The organism is Synechococcus sp. UW140, from assembly GCF_900474295.1.
Classification (GTDB): Bacteria; Cyanobacteriota; Cyanobacteriia; order PCC-6307; family Cyanobiaceae; genus Synechococcus_C.
The window spans coordinates 191,756-216,642 of the sequence record NZ_UCOB01000003.1; the positions used below are offsets into that span (position 1 = coordinate 191,756).

At 55.4% G+C, this 24,887-nt stretch carries 21 protein-coding genes; 14 read left to right on the top strand and 7 right to left on the bottom strand.

Annotated elements, in window-relative coordinates; all coding sequences use genetic code 11:
• Window positions 1-41: 41 nt before the first annotated feature.
• A complete protein-coding gene (gene metH, locus DXY10_RS01115) occupies window positions 42-3,665 on the top strand; it encodes a methionine synthase (protein ID WP_115015118.1) in 3,624 nt (1,207 codons plus the stop codon).
• Window positions 3,666-3,698: 33 nt separating this feature from the next.
• Window positions 3,699-3,971 (top strand): DUF4090 family protein, encoded by a 273-nt coding sequence (locus DXY10_RS01120; protein ID WP_115015121.1) that lies wholly within the window; start codon window positions 3,699-3,701, stop codon window positions 3,969-3,971.
• 28 nt (window positions 3,972-3,999) lie between these two features.
• On the opposite strand, the gene DXY10_RS01125 is transcribed toward DXY10_RS01120, so the two are convergent.
• Entirely contained in the window at window positions 4,000-4,230 is a 231-nt protein-coding gene (locus tag DXY10_RS01125) for a hypothetical protein (protein ID WP_011933185.1), read from the bottom strand.
• A 75-nt stretch (window positions 4,231-4,305) separates the two neighbouring features.
• On the opposite strand from DXY10_RS01125, the gene DXY10_RS01130 reads away from it, so the two are divergent.
• Window positions 4,306-4,737, top strand: coding sequence for a DUF2237 family protein (locus tag DXY10_RS01130; RefSeq protein WP_115015124.1), 432 nt, complete (start codon window positions 4,306-4,308; stop codon window positions 4,735-4,737).
• Here DXY10_RS01130 and DXY10_RS01135 read toward each other — a convergent pair.
• Entirely contained in the window at window positions 4,719-5,453 is a 735-nt protein-coding gene (locus tag DXY10_RS01135; protein ID WP_115015127.1) for an SDR family NAD(P)-dependent oxidoreductase, read from the bottom strand. The genes DXY10_RS01130 and DXY10_RS01135 overlap by 19 nt on opposite strands.
• Before the next feature lie 77 nt (window positions 5,454-5,530).
• Here DXY10_RS01135 and DXY10_RS01140 point away from each other — a divergent pair, with 77 nt between their 5' ends.
• Genes DXY10_RS01140 through DXY10_RS01150 form a run of 3 tightly spaced genes read left to right on the top strand, consistent with a single transcriptional unit; the run spans window position 5,531 to window position 8,061 of the window.
• The gene (locus DXY10_RS01140; RefSeq protein WP_244281857.1) at window positions 5,531-6,466 is read left to right on the top strand and encodes a SpoIID/LytB domain-containing protein; all 936 of its coding nucleotides are present in this window, start codon (window positions 5,531-5,533) and stop codon (window positions 6,464-6,466) included.
• Window positions 6,456-7,337 carry an ATP adenylyltransferase gene (locus DXY10_RS01145; protein WP_115015130.1) on the top strand — a complete coding sequence of 294 codons (882 nt, stop codon included), beginning with the start codon at window positions 6,456-6,458 and terminating at the stop codon, window positions 7,335-7,337. Before DXY10_RS01140 ends, DXY10_RS01145 begins: the two co-directional genes overlap by 11 nt.
• A 58-nt stretch (window positions 7,338-7,395) precedes the next feature.
• On the top strand, window positions 7,396-8,061 hold the full coding sequence (locus tag DXY10_RS01150) for a sigma-70 family RNA polymerase sigma factor (protein ID WP_115015133.1): 666 nt from the start codon (window positions 7,396-7,398) through the stop codon (window positions 8,059-8,061).
• Window positions 8,062-8,067: 6 nt separating this feature from the next.
• On the opposite strand, the gene DXY10_RS14165 is transcribed toward DXY10_RS01150, so the two are convergent.
• Window positions 8,068-8,250 (bottom strand): hypothetical protein, encoded by a 183-nt coding sequence (locus tag DXY10_RS14165; RefSeq protein ID WP_136988988.1) that lies wholly within the window; start codon window positions 8,248-8,250, stop codon window positions 8,068-8,070.
• Between the two features lie 241 nt (window positions 8,251-8,491).
• Here DXY10_RS14165 and DXY10_RS01155 point away from each other — a divergent pair, with 241 nt between their 5' ends.
• On the top strand, window positions 8,492-10,024 hold the full coding sequence (locus tag DXY10_RS01155) for a DUF3370 domain-containing protein (RefSeq protein ID WP_244281858.1): 1,533 nt from the start codon (window positions 8,492-8,494) through the stop codon (window positions 10,022-10,024).
• A 25-nt stretch (window positions 10,025-10,049) separates the two neighbouring features.
• Window positions 10,050-11,123, top strand: coding sequence for a molecular chaperone DnaJ (locus DXY10_RS01160; protein WP_115015135.1), 1,074 nt, complete (start codon window positions 10,050-10,052; stop codon window positions 11,121-11,123).
• A gap of 899 nt (window positions 11,124-12,022) precedes the next feature.
• On the opposite strand, the gene DXY10_RS01165 is transcribed toward DXY10_RS01160, so the two are convergent.
• Window positions 12,023-12,517 (bottom strand): allophycocyanin subunit alpha-B, encoded by a 495-nt coding sequence (locus tag DXY10_RS01165; protein WP_115015140.1) that lies wholly within the window; start codon window positions 12,515-12,517, stop codon window positions 12,023-12,025.
• An 80-nt stretch (window positions 12,518-12,597) separates the two neighbouring features.
• Between DXY10_RS01165 and rlmD the strand changes: the two genes are divergently transcribed.
• Entirely contained in the window at window positions 12,598-13,986 is a 1,389-nt protein-coding gene (gene rlmD / locus DXY10_RS01170; protein WP_115015142.1) for a 23S rRNA (uracil(1939)-C(5))-methyltransferase RlmD, read from the top strand.
• 32 nt (window positions 13,987-14,018) lie between these two features.
• Here rlmD and pheT read toward each other — a convergent pair whose 3' ends face one another.
• Complete coding sequence (gene pheT, locus DXY10_RS01175; protein ID WP_115015145.1) at window positions 14,019-16,490, bottom strand: phenylalanine--tRNA ligase subunit beta; 2,472 nt, start codon at window positions 16,488-16,490, stop codon at window positions 14,019-14,021.
• A gap of 139 nt (window positions 16,491-16,629) precedes the next feature.
• Between pheT and rpmG the strand changes: the two genes are divergently transcribed.
• From rpmG to DXY10_RS01190, 3 genes are read left to right on the top strand one after another with little or no spacing between them, the layout of a single operon-like run.
• Window positions 16,630-16,824, top strand: coding sequence for a 50S ribosomal protein L33 (gene rpmG / locus DXY10_RS01180; RefSeq protein ID WP_115015149.1), 195 nt, complete (start codon window positions 16,630-16,632; stop codon window positions 16,822-16,824).
• A gap of 38 nt (window positions 16,825-16,862) precedes the next feature.
• Window positions 16,863-17,084 (top strand): 30S ribosomal protein S18, encoded by a 222-nt coding sequence (gene rpsR / locus DXY10_RS01185; protein WP_007097958.1) that lies wholly within the window; start codon window positions 16,863-16,865, stop codon window positions 17,082-17,084.
• Between the two features lie 15 nt (window positions 17,085-17,099).
• Window positions 17,100-19,121, top strand: coding sequence for a ribonuclease catalytic domain-containing protein (locus tag DXY10_RS01190; RefSeq protein ID WP_244281859.1), 2,022 nt, complete (start codon window positions 17,100-17,102; stop codon window positions 19,119-19,121).
• Between the two features lie 22 nt (window positions 19,122-19,143).
• Here the strand turns inward: DXY10_RS01190 and DXY10_RS01195 are convergent, their stop codons facing one another.
• Entirely contained in the window at window positions 19,144-20,964 is a 1,821-nt protein-coding gene (locus DXY10_RS01195) for an FAD-dependent oxidoreductase (RefSeq protein ID WP_115015152.1), read from the bottom strand.
• Between the two features lie 500 nt (window positions 20,965-21,464).
• On the opposite strand from DXY10_RS01195, the gene metG reads away from it, so the two are divergent.
• Complete coding sequence (gene metG, locus DXY10_RS01200; protein ID WP_115015154.1) at window positions 21,465-23,009, top strand: methionine--tRNA ligase; 1,545 nt, start codon at window positions 21,465-21,467, stop codon at window positions 23,007-23,009.
• Window positions 23,006-24,199, top strand: a complete 1,194-nt coding sequence (gene lptC / locus DXY10_RS01205; RefSeq protein WP_244281860.1) for an LPS export ABC transporter periplasmic protein LptC — start codon at window positions 23,006-23,008, stop codon at window positions 24,197-24,199. Before metG ends, lptC begins: the two co-directional genes overlap by 4 nt.
• Here the strand turns inward: lptC and DXY10_RS01210 are convergent.
• Window positions 24,129-24,833, bottom strand: coding sequence for a cofactor assembly of complex C subunit B (locus DXY10_RS01210; RefSeq protein WP_115015156.1), 705 nt, complete (start codon window positions 24,831-24,833; stop codon window positions 24,129-24,131). The genes lptC and DXY10_RS01210 overlap by 71 nt on opposite strands.
• Window positions 24,834-24,887: the final 54 nt, after the last annotated feature.

Consider the following 24,887-nt stretch of genomic DNA (forward strand, 5'->3'; position numbering starts at 1 on the left):
AAGTGACGTTCGTAGAATGGCTTGACTGAAGCCAGTGAGCGATGCAGGCCGTCTCAAAGACACCATCCCTGAACGCTTCCCGCTTTTTAGAACGTCTGCATGATCCGTCGCGTCCCGTCTTGGTGTTTGACGGTGCCACGGGAACGTCGCTGCAACAGATGGATCTCGGTCCAGATGACTTCGGCGGTGCGGATCTGGAGGGTTGTAACGAGAATCTTGTGGTCACACGGCCCGATGCCGTGCAGGAGGTTCATCGCCAGTTCCTTGAGGCGGGCTGCGATGTGATCGAAACCGACACGTTCGGAGCCACCTCTCTGGTGTTGTCTGAATACGACCTTCAGGACCAGGCCTACGAACTCAATGTTCAGGCGGCGCGATTGGCCAGGGAGATGGCCAATCGCTACAGCACTCCAGAGAAACCCCGCTTTGTAGCGGGATCGATGGGCCCCACCACGAAGCTGCCGACCCTCGGCCATGTGGGGTTCGATGCGATGCGGGATTCCTTCGCCGAACAGGCCAGAGGCTTGCTGGCAGGGGATGTGGACCTCTTCATCATCGAAACCTGTCAGGACCCCCTGCAGATCAAAGCTGCTCTGGCTGGCATTGAACAGGCATGTGAGCTGGCCGGTGAACGTCGGCCAATCATGGTTAGCGTCACGATGGAAACCACCGGCACGATGCTCGTCGGCTCCGATATCGCTGCGGTGGTGTCGATCCTTGAGCCATTCCCCATCGATGTTCTCGGCCTCAACTGCGCCACCGGTCCGGAGCAGATGAAGGAGCATGTCAAATATCTGAGTGAGCACGCCCCCTTCGTGGTGAGCTGCATTCCCAACGCCGGTCTGCCGGAGAACGTCGGTGGTGTGGCTCACTACCGCTTGACTCCTGTCGAGATGAAGATGGCGATGCACCACTTCATCGAGGACCTCGGCGTTCAGGTGATCGGTGGCTGCTGCGGCACCACCCCCGCTCACATCGCCGCTCTCTCAGAACTGTCACAGGAGATGCGTCCGGCTGACCGGGACGTACGAACCCCAGTGCTCAGAAAGGAACGCCCGCTGCTTGGGGCAGAAGCTTCCGTCTCCTCGATCTACGGAACCACGCCCTATCGCCAGGACAATTCATTTCTGATCATCGGTGAACGGCTCAATGCCAGTGGCTCCAAGAAGGTCAGGGAGCTGCTCAACGCTGAAGACTGGGATGGGCTAGTGGCTGTGGCTCGCGGCCAGGTGAAGGAAAACGCCCACGTGCTCGATGTGAACGTCGACTACGTCGGTCGTGATGGCGAAAAGGATATGCATGATCTGGTGAGCCGTTTGGTCACCAATGTCAATTTGCCCCTGATGCTCGATTCCACTGAGTGGCAGAAGATGGAAGCCGGCCTCAAGGTCGCCGGCGGCAAATGTCTGCTCAACTCCACCAATTATGAAGACGGCGATGAACGTTTCTTCAAGGTGTTGGATCTGGCGCGCACCTATGGCGCTGGGGTGGTGATCGGCACCATCGATGAAGACGGCATGGCCAGGACGGCCGAGCGCAAATTCGCGATTGCCCAGCGCGCCTACAGGGATGCGGTCGAATTCGGGATCCCAGCTCACGAGATCTTCTACGACCCTCTGGCGCTTCCGATTTCAACGGGCATCGAGGAGGACCGACGCAACGGCTGCGAAACCGTCGAAGCCATCCGGCGAATCACCACGGATTTACCCGGTGTGCATGTGGTGCTTGGCGTGAGCAATATCAGCTTCGGGCTCTCGCCAGCGGCACGGATCACCCTCAACTCGGTCTTCCTGCATGACTGCTGTGAGGCGGGAATGGATGCGGCGATCGTCAGCCCCGCCAAGATTCTTCCGCTGATGAAAATCAGTGAGGACCATCAGCAGGTCTGCCGTGATCTGATCAATGATAAGCGCCGATTTGAAGGCGATATCTGCACCTACGACCCGCTCACTGAACTGACCACGCTGTTCGAAGGCGTTAGCACGAAGGAGGCCCGAGCATCAGGTCCGTCTCTGGCTGACCTTCCGGTTGAAGAGCGACTGAAGCAGCACATCATCGATGGCGAGCGCATCGGGCTAGAACCAGCCCTTGACGAGGGTCTGGGGCAGTACAAACCCCTGGAAATCGTGAACACATTCCTGCTCGATGGCATGAAGGTGGTGGGTGAACTCTTCGGTTCAGGTCAGATGCAGCTGCCTTTTGTGCTGCAGAGCGCAGAAACCATGAAAAGTGCGGTGGCTTATCTCGAACCGCATATGGAAAAAACCGAGGGGAAAAGTTCAGCAAAGGCCAAATTCTTGATTGCAACAGTTAAGGGTGATGTTCATGATATTGGCAAGAATCTCGTGGACATTATCCTCACTAATAATGGCTACGAAGTCGTCAATCTAGGCATCAAACAATCGGTCGATGCAATCATCGAAGCCCAGCAAAAGCATGAAGCTGATTGCATCGCCATGAGTGGTCTTTTAGTGAAATCAACCGCCTTCATGAAAGATAACCTGCAGGCCTTCAATGAGGCCGGTATTTCCGTTCCGGTGATTCTCGGTGGTGCGGCACTCACCCCTCGATTTGTTCAGAAGGACTGCCGTGAGGTCTATGAAGGCCAGGTGATTTATGGGCGAGATGCCTTCGCTGACCTGAGATTCATGGACGCTCTGGTGCAGGCCAAAAAAGACGATGAATGGGATAACAAGCAGGGCTTCTTGGGCGCCATTCCCGAAGGCCTGGGGCTCAATGGGGACGCCAACAGTCATGAGACCGAGGGGGCTGCTGATTCGAGTGCCAAGGCGGAAGAGGCCAAGCCCAAGGCTCCCGTCAGCCGTGAGCGATCGGAGGCTGTGCCTGACGAGCCTGCTCTGCAGCCACCGTTCTGGGGGACCAACGTGCTTTCAGAAGAGGAGATCGATCTGGAGGAGGTCTTCAGTTATCTCGATCGCAATGCACTCTTCGCTGGCCAATGGCAGATCCGCAAAAGCAAGGAGCAAAGCCGCGAGGAGTACGAACAACAGCTCAAGGACAAGGCTGAGCCCGTCCTGCAGGAATGGTTGCAGCGTTCCCTCTCTGAGCAGTTGCTGACCCCGCGAGTGGCCTATGGCTATTTCCCCTGCGGCAGAGATGGCAATGCCGTCGTCGTTTTCGATCCTGCGAATGCAAGGTCTGAACTTGGTCGCTTCGAACTTCCCAGACAGCGCTCCGGCAACAAATATTGCATTGCTGATTTCTATCGGGATCTCTCGTCAGAGAGCGGCCCCAGCGATGTCCTGCCCATGCAGGCCGTCACCATGGGCGAGAAGGCCAGTGCCTTTGCTAGAGAGCTATTCCAGGCGGATCGCTACAGCGATTATCTCTATTTTCACGGTCTTGGCGTTCAGATGGCCGAAGCGTTGGCGGAGTGGACCCACGCTCGCATCCGCCGTGAACTGGGCTTCAGCGCTGATGAACCGTCGGCCCTGCGTGATGTGCTGGCCCAGCGCTACCGCGGCAGCCGCTATTCCTTTGGCTATCCCGCCTGCCCGAATGTGGCCGATTCAAGGCCTCAGCTCGATTGGCTAGGGGCAGACCGAATCGGCCTCTCCATGGACGACAGCGACCAGTTAGAGCCAGAGCAGAGCACGACCGCTTTGGTGGCGCTCCATAGCCAAGCCCGTTACTTCAGCGCCTGACATGCCAGCCTGAGCCGCTGCAGAACAATTCCCATGGCAATCGCAGGACCTGGTGGGGTCGATGAAGCAATCGCAGCGGGCCTTGACCTCGATGGCACACCCATTCCGGGGCCGATGGTGGAGCTCTACAACGAGGTCATGGACCTGGAAAGCAAGCGCGCACGCAGTGGGGTGAAGAAATCAATGCGCAACCGGATCGTGAAGACCGGAGCCAAGCATTTCGACCAACACACACTGAACCAACGGTTGATCGATGCTGGCTGGGATGGTCTGAAAGACAAGGAGATCGCTTTTTTCTTCAGTTGAGCGAAACCTTGCTGAGCTCTGTTCAGGATTAGTCCTGGCAGAGCTTCTCCATGGTGTCGATCACCTCTTGCTGGAACTCATCCAGAGCACTCGACTCACTGAGGTCAATTCCCTCACCGGCCGCGTTCTGGGCAAGATCCTGGAAATGGAACGCCCCTTCGCCATTGGCGAGAAACTCGATCGCCGAGGATTCGCCGCTTTCGCGAAAGGCATCGCAAAGCGCCAAAAAAGCGGCGTCTTCAGTGAACTCCCAATCCATCGAGGAGGCATGACTGATCGACCTTTAACGCCTCGCCCCCGGGATCCGTCAACCACCTTGTCGCGCAATGTGCCAATGATCGGGCAGAATTCCACCGACAAGATCGCTGGGGAAAACGTGCAAACTCACTCCGACACAAGCGTTCTCAACGTTTTGGGGGGTCATCTTGAGACCTGTGGCTGTGAACCCATGACCGGTTGGTACAGAGACGGCACCTGCAGAACCGATCCCACTGACCTTGGTCAACACAGTGTCTGTTGCGTGATGACCGAGGGCTTCCTGACCTACAGCAAGGCTCAGGGCAATGACTTGTCGACCCCTGTTCCTGAATTCGGATTTCCTGGATTGCAGCCAGGTGACCATTGGTGTGTCTGTGCTCCGCGCTGGCAACAGGCCTACAACGACGGCATGGCACCACCAGTTCGGCTGAAGGCCACCGAACAGTCTGCTCTGGAAATCATCGCGCTTGATCAGCTCAAGCAACACGCTTACCAAGCAATCGGCTGACCATCCCAGGCCAGGAAGGAGCCTGTCTGTTGCGGCCCTTGGGCCAGCAAGACATCAACCAGACATCGGGCTGCTCGCTCAGGAGCAAACAATGCGTGCGGTGGCACGAAATCCTGGAAGGGCCTTGAGAGTGCTGTATCGGTGGTGCCTGGATGCAACAAAAGGACTGTGGACAACGGGAAACGCCTCGCCCATTCAATGCTGAGACATCGCAGATACATGTTCTGAGCTGCCTTTGCGCCCCTGTAGGCGTACCAGCCTCCACTTTTGTTGTCGCCGATGCTGCCGACTCGTGCACTCAGGCTGGCGAAGTGAAAGGGCCGAGATCGGTCTAAACAGGGCTCCACGGCCTGGGCAAGCAATAAAGGCGCCATCGCATTGATCGCATAACTCGCCAGTAGGTGTTCTGCGTTGACCTGCTTGAGACGTTTCTCAGGCTGCATCCCGGCACCATCAGAGCTGGTTCGGTGCAGCAGTCCAGTGGCGTTGACGACAAGTCGCAGTGGGCGGGAGTCTGCGAGCAATCGACTCTGAAGGGCCAACAGACTCTCGGGTGATTCAAGATCCACAGGCCATCCCTCTGAGGGCTGAAGGGAGCGTCCACAGAGGACGACATCCAGCTCAGGGACCGTTGCGGTCAGAGTCGAAACCAGAGCACGGCCGATGCCACCGGCACCAATCACCAGAGCTAGGCCGTTCCAAGGATTGAGAATCATGGATCAATTTCTGAGACGGCGAAACTGGTGTTCAGCCACAAAGAAACCGTCAGCATGGCCATAACAACGATCCAGTCGTGATCGAGCGAGGCCAACTGCAGCGAGCGATCGGGATGCTGGGTCTCGCTGGGGTTCTGTTCTGGAGCCTTGGAGAAGCGTTCCAGAGGGGAATCAGGCCTTGGGATGCTGAATCACAGGTTGAACAGGGTGATCTCTTGCTGGAAGCCCTTCTAGAGGCCGATCAGAGTGTTCCTGATCCTGAGACGAATGGCGACGAACGATCGAGGCCACAACCCACGCGCCAACAACAGCGTGAGCACACGCTGTTGGGGCCGGAGCTAAGGATTGCCTTATTCAGTCATTTCCCTGTGATGACACTGAGAGCCCAGGGCAGGGCCCAGTGCTTGAACACAAACGGCAGGCCTTCCAACAGGCAGAACTTGATTCAACTGACTCAGAAAGAGACATGGCGCTGTCGCGCACGAGAGGGTGGAAGCATTGCGGTGAATGGCGATCCATACCTGGGAAGCATTCAGTTGATCAGACAGGAGAAGGGCTGGCTGGCCATCAATCGTCTGCCTCTCGAAAGCTACGTGGCATCCGTCGTCGGCGCTGAAATGCCAAGTGACTGGAACCCGGAAGCACTCAAGGCCCAAGCTGTCGCTGCAAGGTCCTATGCGTTGGTTCACATCGTGCGTCCGGCATCAACGCAATACAACCTTGGAGATACGACACGATGGCAGGTGTACCGAGGCCTAAACAGCACCACAAGGTCAACGATCCAAGCGACCCAAACGACCCACAATCAAGTGTTGAAATTCCGCGGAGGCCTGGTGGAAAGTCTTTATGCCTCCACGAACAAGATCAGTGAAGAGGCCCATGGTCACCTCGGCGCGAGCATGAGTCAAACCGGGGCTCAGGAACTATCGACGCGTGGATACACCTACGACGAGATCCTGAATCGGTACTACAAAGGAGCTGAGTTGGCCCGGATCAAGCTCAATGGCGATTGAAAGCTACGAACAACTGGCTTTGGATCGCAGTCAAACAGCCCTTGAGCAGGGTGCATTGCATCCACTGAAAACAACTGTTTCATTCGTACCATCAGTTGGGTCTGAACCTTTTGAGCTCCGGGAGTTGAACTCTGAACTTCCGAGGCATCTTCGCAAGCAAGGGCCAAAACCGAATCCATTTCTTCCCTGGGATCCTCGCCTAGAGGTCTGTCCAATTGGCCAATCGCATGCGCTGATACTGAATAAATATCCAGTTCAGCTAGGCCATATGCTGCTGATTAGGAAAGGTTGGGCAGCGCAATCCGACTGGCTGGAGCCCAATGACTGGAATGCAGTGGGGGTGGTTGACGACATCACAACAGGGTTGTGGTTCTTCAATAGTGGTCCGAAAGCGGGTGCCAGTCAGCCACACCGCCATATTCAATTGCTGCCTAGGAGCGAGACGGAAAGCAGATGCCCTCGTGAAGGCTGGTTTATAAACTTAATCAATCAGACTAAAAAAGATTCACCAGATCGATCGCTAGTGAGGATGGCAACAGCCGTTCGTAGAAGAGAGCGGAAACATAACCATCAGGGCGAACACATAACAACGCTTTATTTAGATATGGCAGAGGAACTCTCTCTTGGTTCGCCTGCCTCAGGGCAAAGGCCTGCTGCCCCTTATAACATTCTCCTTACGCGCGACTGGATGGCAATGGTCAGGCGTAATTGCGATATTAGCCATGGATTTAGCATCAACGCGCTCGGCTTTGCTGGTTATTTACTGGCAACAAGATCAGCCGAACGATCATGGCTAAAGCAGCACAGCCCCGAACGATTACTGTCCGAAGTCGTTGATCATTCAGTAGTTCCACGGTTGCCAAGACAATAGAATTCATGAATGGCTGGAGTTAAGGGTCGCAACATCCCTTGCATCACAACCAGTACCCATGGCATCCAAACACAACAAAAATGCACAGTTGGTGATCAATCAACTGTCGCTGGTGAAACCAATCGCTGCTCACTACGCAAGATCAACTGGACAGGACCAAGACGATCTGATCCAGGTTGGTCGACTAGGGCTGATCAGAGCATCCAAACTCTTCATCGAGAGTCAGGGGAATCCATTCACGGCTTTCGCCCGAGTTCATATTCGTGGCGCAATACTCCACTATTTACGAGATAACAGCGGCGTGGTAAAGCTGCCGAGACGGATTCAAGAACGGGCACAGCGGCTGATCAGTGAATCAGCCAAACCGAGCGCTAGGGCGAACCAACACAAGCCCACACAAGAAGATGAATGGATTCTTTCTGCTTACCGCCAACAACGCCAATGGGTGTCGATTGACGACAGCGCCTTAGGAGGAAGAAGCCTTCCACGCGATGAGAGCTGGAGGAGAATCAACAACCGAGAGCGTCAGGACAAGCTGACGCTTTGCATGCAGGCCTTACCGAAGCAAGAACGGCAGTGTGTGCAGTTGGTGATTTTGGGCGGGCAAAGCCTGCGCGTAACGGCACGCCAACTCGGGACAAGCGCAATGACGGTGCAACGTCGTTTGAGGCGGGGTCTCATGCGACTGGCTGAGATGTGCACGGTCCAAGGGATCAGCGCATAGGCCGCCTTAGATCTCCTGGCTGCTGTCGCGATCCATCTGAGTTTCAAGGGTGCTGATGGCTGCATTGATTGCAGCCAGTTGGCGCTCAAGGCCGTCTCGCCAAAACCGCAACATCTCCATCTTTCGCGTCTGATGCTGCTGTCGCCACTCCCTGCCGGGAGATGAAGAGCAGAGGAAGGGAGGAAGCATGAAACTGAGGAAGCCGCGCCAATACTGGCGTATCGAAATCAGATTCGCGAAGACACTTGGCTTCTGCCTGGAGAGTGTTTAAGTTTGAGGGCTGCGCAGTTTGTTCCACGGAACAAGTCATTCAAAACCGCGCAGGGGGTCTCCCTTGTCTCAGCGAATCCCACTTCTGGTCCTGCTTGGCCTCTCGGTTGCGACAGCCGAGATTTGCTTAGCGCGTCCAGCGACTGCGTATGTGCCGTTGATGGCCGGCCAACGTGCTCGCGCATTAAACGGAACGTTCAACAACGTTCCGGTCTTGCATTCCAATCAACCAGAAATCGTTAAAGGGGCAGGGATCCTGGTCAATACCCAGCCAGGGTCAGCCATCGCGAGCGAAACGAACCAACCACTACGCAATGCAGCCTTCACATTTAATGGTGAATTTGGCCTGCATATGCACCATAAGTATTACCCCAGCGATTCAAGTCGGATGGGAGGGGCAAGACAGCGCGGACTGTTGACGATCGCGGCCATTGCGATTAATCCGGGCAGCCAGCCTGTGACGTTGACCTTTAAACGTGGATCTGTCAAAAATAGCTTTGAGGCTCCTTACCATCCAAACAAGTTGATGGGGGTGAAACCGCTCGGTCGCAGACCATGGAATACCGGACCAGGAGACGCGACTGCAGTTCAAATGCTGCGTGGGGAATTGGACAGGAAACTCCCTAATCAAGTAACGATCCCAGCTCACAGCAGGAAGGTGATCATCAGCACAGTCCTTCCAGCTCGAGGAATCGCGAATGGCCTACTGAGGGGCAGCAGCGACGGACAGTTTCAGTTGGCAGTGGTTGCCGCAGAGGAAACCCAACAAGAATCTGATCTCTTTGCAGTGCTTGATCGCGGCCACCTAGCACCAGGGCGGATCTATTTGAATCGAATCAGAGAAATTGAGACTGGTCAAGTTTTTTCAAGGGTTGCAGGTGTTGCCTTAGGAGACCGCTATCAAGCATCCATTCGCCATGACCTGGAACAAGGTTCCCTACACGTGCCACTGACAAGTACTCATAAACATCATTTTGGCACAAGAGAAATCCAGATTAATCCGCTGAGCACAAGAATGATTGACTCTGCAGTCAATAATGTTGGCACCTACGGAGTTCGATATGATGTTGATTTGAATCTGGCTGGTACCGGAGCTCACGATTTAGTCTTGAGTCATCCTGTTGCATCAGGCCGTTCGTCATTCACTGCATTTCGTGGATCGATTCGCATTGAAACTGATGAAGGATTTCGCGAAGTTCATGTAGGTTTGCGCTCTGGACAGAGTCTGCCAATCAGTGAATTACAGCTCAAGCCTGGGCAGAACAATGCTGTGAAAGTAAGCCTTGTTTATCCCGCTGATGCAACACCAGGGCATTTACTCAGTGTTGTACCAGTTCAGCAACTCGCAATGATGAGGCGTCGTCAAGAGATGCAGGAAGCAGCACAACGGGCTCTAGCCACTTCAAAAGAACGGAAGGTCACACCGAGTGTTGCCCCACCATCGCCGACGGCGAAGCCAGCCGTGACACAACAGGTCCATCACAAACCTGTACCTACACCTCGAGCAACTTCAACGAGGGTTCCAATCCGTGCCAACAGCGCAACTCCTCCTTACGTTTCTCCAAGGCGTGGAACTAGTGCGATGCCGCCAGCAATGATCATGCCTCAGCAACTGAGTCCAAGCCTGGAACAGCGATACCGGGACGCAATTCGAGCTCAACAACAGTGGCTTGAGCGCATGCAAGGCCGATAGGCTTGGCCTGCAAGGTAGGAGTTGAGTGACTGAGTCTGACTCCAACGGTCGACGCAGAATCAGTGTTGAGCTACCAGACTCCCTCGTTCGACGTCTGGATGAACTGAAGAGTGAATGGGGGCTTCGTGCCAGAGGCGATTGCCTCAGTCGCTTGCTGGAGGAGATCTTCAACACTGACGAGGAATCAGACCCGGATCATCCTGCGAACGACAGCACTGAACTCAACCCTGACGAGCTTCATCATCAGTCCAACGCTGAATCGGCATCTGTTGCAAGTACCACCACTCAACCCAGTTACAACGAAGAATGTGCGCTGGTCCTGATCGGCAGAGGCAGCCTTGAGCTGAGAGACCAACCCAACGACGAGGTCACAGCCCAAAAACGGCCAACTGGCAACAACAGGCCATCAAGCCCTGGAGGCATTGATTTACCGGGTTTCGTCAGGAAACGCACCACTCAGATCAGAGAGAGCCTCCATCCCCGCCCCGGAGTGGAGCCGTCTGGTGATGCACCTTTGATGCCTGCAGCCAACGAACAGGATTTACTCGCCAGTGCCAGTTCTGCTGGTGAGCACTGGCTCAATCTTTATGGCACACCAGCTGGAGAAACAGTGTTGGAAGCAGCGATGACTTGGCTAGGCAGAGATATCTGGCCCAATGCCGAAGTGAGTGAAGGGCGGACATTCACTTGGACGCAAGCGACCGAAGTGATCAACAACATGTGTCCAGGCTGGTTGGAACCCACACCGCGTTTTGAGCAAGTGATCGTGGTCGCAGGCCTGCTGGAAGATCCCTTCGCGACCTCGGAGCTCGTTCACAGAATTCCAACCCTGATTCGACGTTTCGTGAATCGTTTCAAGAGAAGCCGCAAAGTGACCTCGTTCCAGACACTCGAATCAACCATGACCGTTCATGGAGCGCTCAAGCTACTCGCACTTCCAACCCAAGCTGGAGCATCACTGACGCTGAAAGTGATTCGCGAAGCATATAAAAAGCAGGCGATGGACGTGCATCCAGATGCTGGTGGATCAACTGAAGCGATGCGACGCCTTAACGAGGCCTATCAGATGCTGCGCGAGCTGTATCGCCAGAAACTCTAATCTCATGCGTTGCAGATCCGTCAACTACTGAGACTCATGGTGAGTCACAGTTGGGATATATGAGACACAGAACCGCGCCCATGGCGGTTGACTTGACTGGGCAGCGAGGACGAGGCGGCGAGATTGAAGTCCCAGCTCTTCGTTTCCGCCCAGAGTGACAGGGCGACTAGATGGACGATCTCGGGGGAAGACTCAGCCCAGGTCTCAACAGAGACAACAAGTCAACGATGGGGCTGCTTCCCCTTAGGGCTACCGACTGCTTGGCAGCCGATCAACACGACCAATTCAGAAACTATCAAGAATCAGTTTTTCAATAATTCTATTTGTCCACAGTCCTGGGAACTGCGAGATCAATCAATCACGACCGGGAAGAACGATATTGGTCGATCGATGCAGAGAGACGCTGTCCAGAGCTCGTTTGTGTTGGTCCAGTGGTCCATTCGTTGGCTCAAATCACAAGCAGCACAATGACCTTGAAGGCTGCGTACCTGCTGTAGACACAGGTACGCCGCACAGAATGCCAGAGCTATCGCCCGCTGAGGGCTTTCGGCGGAGACGAAAAGCGACAGGGCGGGATGAATGAACCGAGCTCGAAGGCGGGACAGCATCCTTGTATCGTCAATCTAATCTAAGACGCATCAAGGGTCTTAGATTGCGTCTTTTTCTGTATGCACTAGAAAGCGAAGGTGCGGGCCCGATTGCAGCCCAGAGGTCAACTCTCCGCTGGGCCGGGAGTGGCGCCACTCAATGACTAATAAGCCAATCTCAGTTCTCTCTGTTTGGTCCCCTTTTGAGTCTTATTCCAAGTCTCATTCGCGCCATGGGCAACTTAGTTCTGACCATGAAAAAACCGGTGAAATCACCGGCTTGGTTTGAAGATTGAAGAACGCAGGTACTGATCAGGTGGGGGTCTGCATTCCCAAAATCAGAAAATCGAAGTAGGGGGAAGCGAGTGTCTGCTGGTCATCAGAGAGAAGAGCAAGCGATGCAGCCCGCATCGCTTTCATGGCTTCAACCATGCCAGGCATCGGAACACCAAGGCTGTTGTACATCTCACGTGCTCCGACCAAGCCGATGTTCTGGATCATCTCAGTGCTGCCAGCTAGAACGCCATACGTCACTAAGCGCAGGTACCAGCTGTAATCACGCAGGCACTGCGCACGTTGCTTTTGACCATAGGCATTGCCACCAGGTGCCACATATTCAGGCTTTCGGCTGAACAGTTGTTTAGCCGACTCATCAACGATCTTCTTTTCGTTGTCCGTCAGGGTACGGACAACGGCGAGACGAACGGCACCTTGGTCGAGGAAATCGACCATGGAGCGCAATTCACCGCTTGTTGGATAGCGGAGATCGTCATCGGCCTGGAGAATCAGATCCCGAACAACGCTCATGACAGCTGGCATGCTGAAGTGAGTTTAGTGCTCCCAAGCCCTGAAACCGCCGATGGCGGCTTGGGTGTAACGCCTTTGCAATGGCCAACATCAGCTCCAATCCTGTGCCAGGCCTGGTGATTACCATCACCGGCGAAGATCTTGACCTGCGCGGCAATGGAATTGCCCGGTGGCAGAACTGGGTGGTCGTGGTGCCATCCCTTTTGCCCGGTGAGGTTGCCCGTGTGCAGCTCCAGCAACGCAAACGGTCTCATTGGATTGGTCGCCGCACTGAATCCTTACTCGCAGCCAGTGATGCAAGAAAACCTCCATGCATCCTTGCCAGCGATTGCGGTGGATGCACCTTGCAACATCTTGAAGACAGCAGCCAAGCAGCATGGAAGCAACGCCAGTTGCAGAAGGCCCTGTTACGACTTGGATCGATCAGTCATCCAACGGATGCCCTGCTCACGAGCGAAGCCTCCTGTCTTGGGTACCGCAACAGAGCTCTTCTTCCGCTACATCGAGATGTTGAAGGGCGGATGCGCATGGGCTACTACCGGCGTGGTTCCCACCGAATCGTCAATCTGAATCACTGCCCTGTGCTTGATCCGCGGTTGGATGAACTTCTCAAGCCATTGAAGCAAGACTTGCAGGATTCAGGCTGGCCAGCTGATTCAGACCTGCAAAACGGTCCAGCCCTAAGGCATCTCGGTTTAAGACTTGGCAGTCGTACCGATGACATTCTGATCACCCTCGTGAGCAGCACCAATGAACTCAACGGCCTGAAGGAGATGGCCCAGGCATGGTGTCGTCGATGGCCACAAGTTCGTGGTGTCACCTTGAATCTCCAACCGAAGCGAAGCAACCGTGTGCTGGGTGATAACACCCAGTTGCTGTGTGGATCGGCTCAGATCGAAGAATCGTTCTGTGGCATCTCATTGATGCTGGGAACGACAACGTTCTTTCAAGTCAACACCCTTCAGGCCGAGGCCGCAGTGGATCGGCTTTGTCAGTGGCTCAAAATGAGAGCCGGCATCACGAGCGTGATCGACGCGTACTGCGGGATTGGCACCATTGCCCTACCGCTTGCGTCACAGGGTCACAACGTGCTCGGTCTCGAACTTCATCGTGAATCAGTCGATCAGGCACGACTGAATGCAGCCAGAAACCATCTCGATAACGTGGACTTCAAAGCTGGTGACGTGAAATCGTTGTTGGCAGAAGCCCTACCTCACCACAAGGCCCTGGTGGTGGATCCACCCAGGAAAGGCCTCGATACCGAGGTTGTTGATCAGATTCTCTCATCTCCGCCAGCCTGGTTCGCCTATCTCAGTTGCGATCCTGCCACGTTATCTCGGGATCTCAAACAACTCGCGGGTCCTGAAGGGCCCTATGCGGTGGAGGCACTTCATCCCGTTGATTTCTTCCCCCAGACCACCCATCTTGAGTGCCTAGCACTGTTAAGACTGGCAGATCAAGTGGGCTGAGCGTTTGGCCAAGCGTTGTTCGGCTTGACAGCTCAGCTGCGTAATTCGGCGTTGAATTGTTTTACGAGAGACTGGCGAACCTTCTCGTGCACAGGTTGCAACTGTTCATCAGTGAGGGTGCTGTCTTTACCTCGATAGCGAATACGGAAGGCCTGACTGCATTGGTTCTCACTAAGCTGACCACCCTCAAAACGATCAATCAGTTCAACGCTTTCCAGCAATGGCTTACCCGCCTTGCGGATTGCTTGTAGTAGATCGGCACAGTGTTGATCACGCTTCACCACCACTGCCAGGTCACGCTCCATTGCCGGCACTGTGCTGAAGGGCTTGAAGGCAGGAGACCAACGGTTGGTACGCGTCGCGGCTTCAAGCAAGCGAGTGAGTTGAAGATCAAATAAGAACGTGTGATCTGGAAGATCGAACTGTTCACACAGCAGAGGATGGAGTTGGCCAAAGCTGCCCAGCGCACGCCCTTCCAAGACCAATTCGGCAGCACGACCAGGGTGAAGACGCCCGTCATCCTTGAATGGACGATCGACAACATCCAGCTTTAGGGCCTGGAAAATTCGTGTAAGCAAGCCCCGCGCTGTGAAATAAGTAAGGGGAATAGGTTTGCCACTATTGGTCCAACGTTCTAGACGTCGTTCGCCGCAGATGACTCCACCAAGACGAGCGCTTTGTTGAATCGATTCTCCCTCCAGAGCAAAAACATTGCCAATTTCAAACAGCCAACATCCTGGCTGGGAACTTTGAAGATTGCGTTGGCAGACCCTTAGGTGTTCTTCCCAAAGATTGGCTCGCAGATGACTTGTTTCGGCGAGTAGAGGATTACTGATTGGTATGCGAATCTCATCGCTCTCAGCCCCCACCGGCCGGGCCTCCGGATCAGGAGAGGTCAGTGACAAAGCAGTGATCTCTTGAAGACCAGAGGCACAGAACAGCATCCTTAAGCGTCGCTCCGCCTGTTGTGCTGGGGTCAGATGTCCAGGCTCGAGCGGGTCAGGAAGCAGTGATTCGAAGCGGTCAAATCCAACCAATCTGGCCACTTCTTCAATCAGGTCGACCTCCCGTAATAGGTCGCAGCTACGGGAGGGAGGAACCTTGACGCTCCAACCCGTCTCAAGAGCTGTCAGCTCACAGCCAAGTGCCGTCAGACACCGTTCAATCACCCCATCGTCCAGCGTTTCGGGCCCCTCCTCCCCGGCCAAGGCTCCCAACAACTGATGCACCGCTGCACGTCGCAACATGAGAGGGGGCTCTGCTGTTGCAGGCTCGGAGCAGACGAACGTGCTGCCAGCGGTGGCGCCAAGATGGTCACTGATCAGCAGGATTGCCCGTTGCGCTGCGGCAAGGGTGACCTCCCGCGGTAATCCTTTCTCGTAACGACTGCTGGCTTCGGTACGTAGTCCGCCACAACGGCTGCTATTGCGGACTGCGGTAGGGCTGAAGAGTGCGGACTCCAACCAAATACGGGTCGTGGAGGCAGTGACACCGCTTGCTTCACTACCCATTACACCGGCCAAGGCCACGGGCAAATTGCGACAGGTCACGAGCTGTGCTCTGGCATCAAGGCTGAGTTCCCGTCCATCCAGGCCGGTGAACAATTCAGCGTCTTGGGCCTGACGGAGTCCGAAATCGGCAGCAGTGACAGGACCTCCACAGAGACGGTCTAGAGCATCAGCATCGAAGGCATGCAGGGGTTGCCCCTGTTCCAGCATCACCAAATTGGTGAGGTCCACCACAATGTTGACGCTGTTCATTCCAGCCCTTTCCAGACGCTGGCGAAGCCAGGTTGGCGAGGGTTTTGCTGCATCGACATCGCACAGCTCTGTGACGCCATAGAGGCCACCAGCACGCATCGCTTCCGTACTGACGGGATCGGTCTTGAGAGGGGCGATGGATTGGGGCGGTTGAAGGTCAGGGAGATTGAGAGCTGCACCTGTGAGAGCAGACACTTCACGGGCGATTCCCGTCATCGAAAGCCCATCCGGCCGATTCGCCGTAATCGCCAGATCAAGCACTGTGTCGTCCAGTCCCAACAGTGCAGCGACTGGAGTTCCTGGAACAGGGACTGAGTCCAGCAGATCTTCGAGAATGGCAATGCCATCCACGTCGCTGGACTGGCCCAGTTCCTTGAGGGAACAGATCATTCCCTCACTGGCAACCCCCCTCAATTCCCCGGACTTGATCTTGAGGTTGACAGCAGGCAACACCGCTCCAACGGTGGCCACCGGCACGTGAATGCCATCACGCACATTCGCTGCGCCACAGACAATCTGCAACGTCGCTTCGCGACCGACATCAACTTGACAAACACTCAACTTGTCAGCATCCGGATGTTTCACCCGTTCCAAGACGCGTCCAACAACGACACCCTGAGCCAGGAGTGAGAGATCCTCAATCTCTTCCACCTCAAAACCAGCCATCGACAGGCGTTCCGCCAATTGATCAGCGGGTTCCTCCACCTGAACGAGATCCTGAAGCCAGGAGAGAGAAACTCGCATCGAGCCGACGAAGTGGGCTGGGAATCCTACGAAGCTCCCATCCCGCTGGCAGAACCGTGAGCATGGCCGATGGACGGTCCGTCTAGAGGGTAAGCTTGGAGGCTGTCACTTCGCTTCGCACCTGCGGTGCAACGTCCTTATGGCTAAGAACAAGGGCGTCCGGATTGTGGTCACTCTCGAGTGCACCGAATGCCGGTCCGCCACCGACAAGCGTTCTCCAGGCGTGTCTCGTTACACCACTGAGAAGAATCGCCGGAATACCACTGAACGGTTGGAGCTCATGAAGTTCTGCCCCCAACTCAACAGGATGACTCTCCATCGAGAGATCAAATGAGTTCGCAGATTCGCTGTTCCTTTCCCCGTTCCTAATTCATGTCGAGCTCATTCTTCAAGAAGCGCCTTTCGCCGATCAAGCCTGGTGATCCCATTGATTACAAGGATGTTGATCTGCTCAAGAAATTCATTACCGAGCGTGGCAAGATCCTGCCCCGTCGACTCACAGGCTTGACTGCCAAACAGCAACGTGACCTCACCAACGCTGTGAAGCGTGCTCGCATCGTGGCAATGCTGCCGTTTGTCAATCCAGAGGGCTGATCCCTGACTGCTCACGTGTTTCATGCTGGCGACCTCGTCGGCCTGGTCGAAACACGTGAGCCAAAGCTAGCTGTTGTCGAATCAGTACAAGGCAGCAAATATCGCATTCGTGTTGGCTTCACAGCCAAGCAGCAGGTTGTTGCTAAGCGACACCTCGAACTCATCTCCCCTTTGCCCAGTGGTGATGCACCACCCATTCGCCTAGGCCTTGCCCCTTGGTCATTCTCTGAGCCAGAGCTTCATCAAGCTCGTCCCAGCAGACGCGAATGGGCCTCAGCCTGGGTCCTGCTCTCGGAATCAGACGAGACACTTGAGCTTGACGCATTCGCGGATCTTGTCTGCGCTGCGGATCGCCCCATCCATCGCGTTGTCTGCTGGCTGGCCTTGCATCATTCGCAATGGATGTTTCGCTTCAAGCAAGGTGTGATTGAAGCGCGAAGTAGCGACGAGCTAAAACATCTTCGTCAGGAAGAACGCCGGCAGAGGCGTAATCAAGCCCGTCGTCAAGCCTGTATTGACCTATTTCGTCAGGGTGACGCCATACAACCTGATTGCCTTGATCATCAGCAGGCCCAGTGGATGGAGCAGATCAAGGAGATGGCGACAGGACGCCTTGATTACCGAAAACTAGAAGACGACGTCAAAATAATTCTGAAGGAACTTCATCTCGACAATGACACGTTAGATCTCTATCGAATGTTGATCAAGCTTGGACAAATTGATCCCCATCAGTTGCCCGCCATGCAGGCCAGTCGATGGTCATCTGGATTCAGTTCAGAGCTCGAAGCATTAGCAAGCCAATTAGTCGATGAAAGTGAGACAAACAAACCAGGTGATGATGAGCGCTTGGATCTGTGTCATTTGCACTGCGTCACCATCGATGATGCCGACACACGTGACATCGACGACGGTCTTTCCCTTGAAAGGAAGGATGGAGGCGGTGCTCGAATCTGGATCCATGTTGCTGATCCCGGGCGTCTGATCGAAGCCGGCTCACCGCTCGATCAGGAAGCCATGGCCCGTGGCAGCAGTCTGTATCTGGCACAGGGAATCCAATCCATGTTCCCGTCCTGTCTGGCTACAGGTCCTTTTAGCCTCCGCAGTGGCCGAAGAAACCCAGCGTGGAGTACCTGGGTTGAACTGGATCCAGATGGGGCGATTGAGGCGTACGGAATCATGCGTAGCTGGGTGAAACCTCTTTACAAACTCAGTTATGACGATGCGGATGAACTGATTGATTTAGCTCCACCAGAAGAAGCGGATCTCGCAGAGCTCGATCATCTTCTCAAACGTCGAAAGCAATGGCGTGAAAACAATGGAGCTCTGATGATGGAACTCCCGGAAGGTCGATTTCGCTGTCGCGACAACCAAGCCTCGCTAGAGATTACGGAGCCCTCCCCCTCCCGGTTGATGGTTGCGGAAGCCATGATCCTGGCGGGTGCTGCAGCTGCTCAGTTCGGCATCGACCATGCAGTCGCTATGCCCTTCCGTAGCCAACTGCCTGCGGAGTTGCCCTCGCCAGCCGAATTGCACGAGTTACCCGAGGGTGCTGTGCGCTTTGCCGCCATCAAGCGATGCTTAAGCAGAGGTTTGATGGGAACGAAACCAGCTGCTCATTTCAGCCTCGGCCTGCCGGCCTATGTACAAGCAACCTCTCCAATTCGTCGGTATGGGGATTTGATCGTGCAACGTCAGATGCTTGCCACCCTGAACAATGACCCCCCATTCAGTGAAGACGATCTCCAAAATCTGGTTAATCAAGTGGATCACGCCACCCGAGAAGGCATCGGAATAAGCCGAGAAGACCAGCGCCACTGGCAGCAGGTGTGGTTTGAATCCCACTGTGAAGACCATTGGCAGGCCGCTTTTCTGCGTTGGTTGAGACCACAAGACCAACTTGGGCTGATTCGGATTGATTCACTGGCGATTGACCTCCCAGCTGAGTGCCCAGCTGGCTGTTCGCCTGGTGACGATCTAACAGTGGAGGTGATTGCTGCCGATTCGAGCTGTGATCAACTCAAGTTGAGGGGACGCTGACCCCAACTAGTCCAGCCGCGAACTAAAGACGTTGGCTAATCCTCAACCAAGGTCCCCAAGGGTTCGCCGTTCCAAGCAAGCAGGTATCGACAGGATGGTCCAGCGTTGTCAACCAGTCGTGGACAGACGGCTCAAGGGTGATCACTGGCCAGCTGTTGCCATCGGATTGGTGAAGAATGAATCCACCAGTTTGATCGGGAACGAGTCGCCCAGACCAACGGGTTGCTCTTGGATGGAGCAAGGGTCTCTTGTTCCTATCGAACCCTGGTGAATCTGAATCGCGAGGCCAAAGATCGCCTTCCAGCATCCGTTGAGGGTCTGCAACGACAGCGGACTGGCGTTTGCTCCACTGAGGGTGATGCCAAGGAGTGTCCCAGAGTGGGACCACCGCAGCAGGAGCCTTCGGGTCATGGATCAAAGCATCCTGCAGAACACGGACAGGTAGATCAGCAGGCGCACAATTCATTTCTACGGCCAGAGCGGCAGCGGCCCCAGCCGCCTGACCAAGATTCAGAATCAGAGGTTGAAGCCGAGTGGCACCGTTAGCCATATGGCTGGCGCTGAACTGTTTATCGGCTGCCAAGAGATTGTCGACCTCCAGGCTCAGCAGGGCGCCATAGGGAATGCAAAACGGTGTACCAGTCCATCGACCTCCCCAACGACAACTTTTAACTGCCAATGGCCAATCCTGGCCGGGGTAATGGTGATCGTTCGCATAATTGCCAACTGCAATTGACTGCAGTTCTCCAGCATCATTCAAGGGCAATGCTGCTTGCGAAACCCCTTCAGCAATGGGCAAAAGCTCCTGCTCAACCAAGGTATGACGACCGATCATCCGACGGCCCTCACGCCAGTACGGCATCGCCGCCAACCAGGGAGCAGGGCTGCCAGCGTCTTTTGGGAAAGCCTTGCCCAGCCTCATCCAACCTCCACTGGCGTCTTGCATCGATGCAGCAAATCTGAGGCTATGGGCCTGCATGTCTGCATAGAGCTCTTGCTCGGCCTGTTCCCCTCTACTGAAAGCACGCTCAAGGTCGTCGTGCCAATCATTGCCGTGTAACGGCCAATTCAGCATCACCAAGCCAGATGGCAAGCGGCCATAAGTCAGGGTTCGTTCCAGCCCGAATGAATCACAGGCCTTCCGGAAGGGGGCGCTGATGTCAGGTTGAGTAACCGGTTGAATTGTCCCGGTCCGACCGCTTTTGAATCCGTCGCTCTGCAACTGACCGATGACCACCCATGTGGGTGACTGCACCGGCTGCTCGGCAAAGAAGGGGTCGCTTTCTAGTCGCACTTGTGCAGGGGCACTGGGCTCACCCCACTCCTCCTGCGCTTCCCATCCGAATCGAAAGGGCACATCCGCCAACGGGAAGAGATCTCCACGATCGCTGCCTTCGATCACCACACGGCATCCCACCCTGCGTTGTTCACCTCCGTGCTCCACTCGCAACGCCGTAAGCACGGTCCCCTCTCGTTCGAGCTCAGAGACTCGACTGCGCCACCACCACTCAAGATTGGGTTCAGCCCGCACCCACTGCTGCAGGATCGCTTCGGCTGTTGTGGGGCGATAACCGAAACAGCTCACCCAGTTGTGGTCCAGGCCGTCAGGCTCGGAGTGTTCTAAGGCTCGAAGGAACGCTCCCCAGAGCCCTGTCTGCCAAGGAGAAAGCTCATTGCCATCAGGGCAGCAGACCCCTGCAGCACTCACCATCCCTCCCAACCAGGATCCAGGTGTCAATAGCAGGGTGCTCGCTCCAGAACGGGATGCCTGGATCGCTGCAGCCACTCCACCGGTGCCGCCTCCCCAGACGACAACATCAAAATTCTGATCGGCAGCAGCCACGATGCGACAACGTCCTTGTTTGTGATTGGTTGTTTCTCGAGTTCAGTACAGGAGCTGAGAGCAGGAAACGCAAGCCCAGGCATCAACAACACGTCCGTTGACGGCAAGCGCTGCTCTGCTTGTTCACGCCCCTCACGTTGACCAAACGAACGTTGAGGGGATGGTGTGGGAAGCCTCGACTTCAAGCATCCATCTTTGGAGACCTGGATCGACCGAACGATCGCTCCTCTCAGAGCGATCACGAAAACGGAAAAGCGGCACAGCCATTCCCCTGGTATCAATCAGGTGAGCACGACGCCCCATCTGTCACCATCCCTACGACCCTGAAAGCAGCGGGTGGAGAATCGATCCAGTCACAAACAGAGAGGCGAGCCTGGGGCCAGAACTCAGCGACAAGGCATTGCGCTGACGGATTCGCGTCAGCGGAGGTCGTTAGGATCCAACGCCACCAGCCCGACCCGCAGAGTGGAGAGGCATTGTCAGGAGCAGACGTCGGAGAGATGACCTACAGCCTCACGACCCCTCTCTATTACGTCAACGACAAACCTCATCTCGGTAGCGCCTACACAACGCTCGCTTGCGATGCGCTCGCCCGTTTCCAACGCCTTGAAGGGCGCGATGTGGTTTTTATCACTGGCGTTGATGAGCATGGGCAAAAGATCCAGCGCACAGCTGCAGATCGCGATGTCAGCCCACAGGAACACTGTGATCGAATCACGCAAAGCTATCGGTCTTTGTGGCATCGCTGGGGCATCAGCAACGATCGATTCGTTCGCACAACCGCAGACAGACACTTGCCCTTAGTGCAAGATTTTTTCCGGCGTTGTGAAGCCAACGGTGACATCCGAATCGGCCGCCAGACTGGCTGGTACTGCGTGGGTTGTGAAGAGTTCAAAGATGATCCTGCTGAAGCCAAAGATCCGATCTGCCCAATTCACCAGAAACCTCTGGAGTGGCGTGATGAGGAGAACCTGTTTTTCCGTCTCTCCAATTTTCAAGAACGGATCGAACGACTCATCAACGAACCGGACTTCATCGCTCCGGCGAATCGACGCAAGGAGATTCAGAATTTTGTAGCTGGCGGTCTGCGTGATTTCTCCATATCGCGCGTGAACGTGACATGGGGACTGCCGGTGCCCGGACATTCCGGACATACCTTCTACGTCTGGTTTGATGCATTGCTCGGCTATCTCACTGCTCTTCTCGACGACGGGGGTGAGATCAATCTGGATCGCCTTACCGATGTCGGATGGCCTGCACAGATGCAGGTCATCGGCAAAGACATCCTTCGTTTTCACGCTGTCTACTGGCCTGCGATGCTGATGTCGGCAGGGTTGCCACTACCCAAAAAGGTATTTGGCCATGGTTTTCTCACCCGTGAAGGCCAGAAAATGGGCAAATCACTCGGCAACGTTCTTGATCCCGAGCTCCTCTTAGAACGTTGTGGTTCCGATGCTGTGCGTTGGTACCTCTTGCGAGATATTCAATTTGGTGATGATGGCGATTTCCAACAACAACGATTCACCGATCTAGTCAATAACGATTTGGCCAACACAATCGGCAATCTTCTCAATCGCACCGCATCGATGGCTCGAAAGTGGTTCGACGACGCCGTTCCACCTTCAGGCAGCGCTACAAATGCTGACCATCCCTTGCGACTTCAGGCAGAAAAAGCAATTTCAGAGACACGCGCTGCCATGCCATTAATGGCCTTCCAGCATGCTTCCGAATCAGTTCTTCAGCTTGCGATTCAGGCCAATGGCTATCTGAATGAACGTGCTCCTTGGAGCCTAATGAAGCAGGAGGGCAATGAATCGGTCGTCGGTTCAGATCTGTATGCCGTCTTGGAATGCTGCCGGATCGTGGGACTCCTGCTAAACCCTTTAGTGCCTGACCTGAGTCTTCGAATTCTGGATCAGCTCGGCCAGGATGAAATGCCCGAGCATTGGAATGATTCCCTTGTTTGGGGGAAGCTTGCGAGCCATCAGTCCCTCCCTAAACCAAACCCGGTGATGCAGCGACTCGAACTGGAGACTCCCCTTTGACGCACTGCCGAAACAAACGACTGACGCTCGGCGCTCTATGCCTTGCCACTGTCCTTTTCGGTTGCGAAGGAGCAGATCGCGCCTCATTACCTGACGCACCGCCCTTTGTGTTTCGATCGCTCGAGTTACGCCAGAAACGTTCCAATGGCCAACCCGACTGGGATCTGACCAGTCCTGAGGCTCGTTACGAATTCAGCAGGAGACTCGTACGAGCCAGCCATCCCGAGGGGACTCTCTACCGTGATGGAAAGGAAACCTTCCGAATCAGCGCTAACCGCGCCACCGTCGTCAATGACGGCGAGATTGTGCTGCTTGAAGGCAATGTGAATCTCCAGCAGTTACAAGGCCAGAAAGTGTTGATCAAAGGGGATCGCTTGCGCTGGACCCCCGCTGCTTCGTTGCTGGTCATGGAGCAACGCCCTGAGGCGATTGATCCAATGTCTCGGATCAAGGCCAGCAAAGCCCGCTTGCATCAGCTCACTGAAGACCTCACACTGCTCGGCAACGTCCAACTCGAACGCTGGACAGAGCCCCAGGGCCAGAGAGCAGGTCGCCATGCCGATGTTGTTGTTCGGAGTGGAGAAGCAGAGTGGAACCTGGCGGATGGGGATCTTCAGGCCCGCGGTCCCGTGCTCGGTCAACGCCGCGGCGAAGGACACAAGACCCTCCAGCAGCTGCATGCTGAACGTTTAAAAGGCAATACGGTTCAAGGCTTAATCGATCTGATCGGACCGGTTCGCGTGTTGGCTCCCGATCGTGAAGGCCAACTTGAGGCCGCGACCACCACCTGGGACTTCGCCAAGGACGCTCTAATCAGTCCAAAACCATTCAACGCAACCATGAAGGAGTCTCGGCTGCAAGGAGATGGCTTCCGCATCGAGATGGGCAAAACAACTGTGACTGTGCTTGGCGGCTGCCAAATGAAGCAGCCTGGAGAGACGCTGAATGCAAACCAATGCAGTTGGGACTGGACCTCAAACCGCGTCTCCGCACGAGGCAATGTGGTGCTAGAGCGCCCAAACAATCAACAGATCACGCGCAGTGATCGGCTAGACGGCACTGTTGGTAAAAAAGGTGCTGTGATCTTCAGCTCACCCGGTGGCACGGTGCAATCGGAGCTCAACATCCAGGAGGAGCAGGAGCGTCCGCCTGGACAGGCAAAACGTCGTTCGTCTCCAGTGTCATTCTGAGTCGTTCACACCAACCCGAAAACCAGCGTTCATCGGAACGACTGAAACAACGTTCCGACCAACCGCCAAGCACAACCCACCCCCGTTCTCCTAGGGGGTGCACCATGACCGCCGGAAGTCCAGGCAAAACCGGATCGAATTCGCTGCTTCCGGGGTAGAGGGCTGTTTTGACAAGCGACACCAGTTGTCCCTGGCTGCGGGAACGTTCACAAATGGCTCCAGGGCAGAACGTTTCACTCGGTGCGGACGACGAGGAGGAATCACCCTCTGGCAACGGCGGCACCAAACCACGGCGGAGCACCACACGTTGATCCCAGGCCACCAAAATTGTGGCCGCGGAGGTGGCTGTCAGCAGTAAGTGACTTCCCCAGGCGAGCTCGGTGCGGGTCGCATCATTCAATCCCAACTCCATACGCAAACCTTGTGTCCCGCCAAGATCAACCGCATCAGGTGCAAGAGGTTGGGCCCTGGTCCACAGCACCGCGACCAGCATTAAGCCAACGGCTGCCATCGCAGCCAGCACCTCCGCCCTCTGCAGACTGGGATTAATCGAAGGTGCGCTCAGGCCATTGCCAATGGCGAGCAGAAGTAAAAGCACGCCCGACGAAAGGCTGACACTGGCACCAAAGGGCATGGTGAAGGTGGGGGTGGCAGATCGAGTCACTCTTGCTCAAATAGTGGTGAATGG

Coding starts and splice junctions, on each gene's coding strand:
- metH (WP_115015118.1), top strand. CDS start 42: ATGCAGGCCGTCTCAAAGACACCATCCCTGAACGCTTCCCGCTTTTTA.
- DXY10_RS01120 (WP_115015121.1), top strand. CDS start 3,699: ATGGCAATCGCAGGACCTGGTGGGGTCGATGAAGCAATCGCAGCGGGC.
- DXY10_RS01125 (WP_011933185.1), bottom strand. CDS start 4,230: ATGGATTGGGAGTTCACTGAAGACGCCGCTTTTTTGGCGCTTTGCGAT.
- DXY10_RS01130 (WP_115015124.1), top strand. CDS start 4,306: ATGATCGGGCAGAATTCCACCGACAAGATCGCTGGGGAAAACGTGCAA.
- DXY10_RS01135 (WP_115015127.1), bottom strand. CDS start 5,453: ATGATTCTCAATCCTTGGAACGGCCTAGCTCTGGTGATTGGTGCCGGT.
- DXY10_RS01145 (WP_115015130.1), top strand. CDS start 6,456: ATGGCGATTGAAAGCTACGAACAACTGGCTTTGGATCGCAGTCAAACA.
- DXY10_RS01150 (WP_115015133.1), top strand. CDS start 7,396: ATGGCATCCAAACACAACAAAAATGCACAGTTGGTGATCAATCAACTG.
- DXY10_RS14165 (WP_136988988.1), bottom strand. CDS start 8,250: ATGCTTCCTCCCTTCCTCTGCTCTTCATCTCCCGGCAGGGAGTGGCGA.
- DXY10_RS01155 (WP_244281858.1), top strand. CDS start 8,492: ATGGCCGGCCAACGTGCTCGCGCATTAAACGGAACGTTCAACAACGTT.
- DXY10_RS01165 (WP_115015140.1), bottom strand. CDS start 12,517: ATGAGCGTTGTTCGGGATCTGATTCTCCAGGCCGATGACGATCTCCGC.
- rlmD (WP_115015142.1), top strand. CDS start 12,598: ATGGCCAACATCAGCTCCAATCCTGTGCCAGGCCTGGTGATTACCATC.
- pheT (WP_115015145.1), bottom strand. CDS start 16,490: ATGCGAGTTTCTCTCTCCTGGCTTCAGGATCTCGTTCAGGTGGAGGAA.
- rpmG (WP_115015149.1), top strand. CDS start 16,630: ATGGCTAAGAACAAGGGCGTCCGGATTGTGGTCACTCTCGAGTGCACC.
- rpsR (WP_007097958.1), top strand. CDS start 16,863: ATGTCGAGCTCATTCTTCAAGAAGCGCCTTTCGCCGATCAAGCCTGGT.
- metG (WP_115015154.1), top strand. CDS start 21,465: ATGACCTACAGCCTCACGACCCCTCTCTATTACGTCAACGACAAACCT.
- DXY10_RS01210 (WP_115015156.1), bottom strand. CDS start 24,833: ATGCCCTTTGGTGCCAGTGTCAGCCTTTCGTCGGGCGTGCTTTTACTT.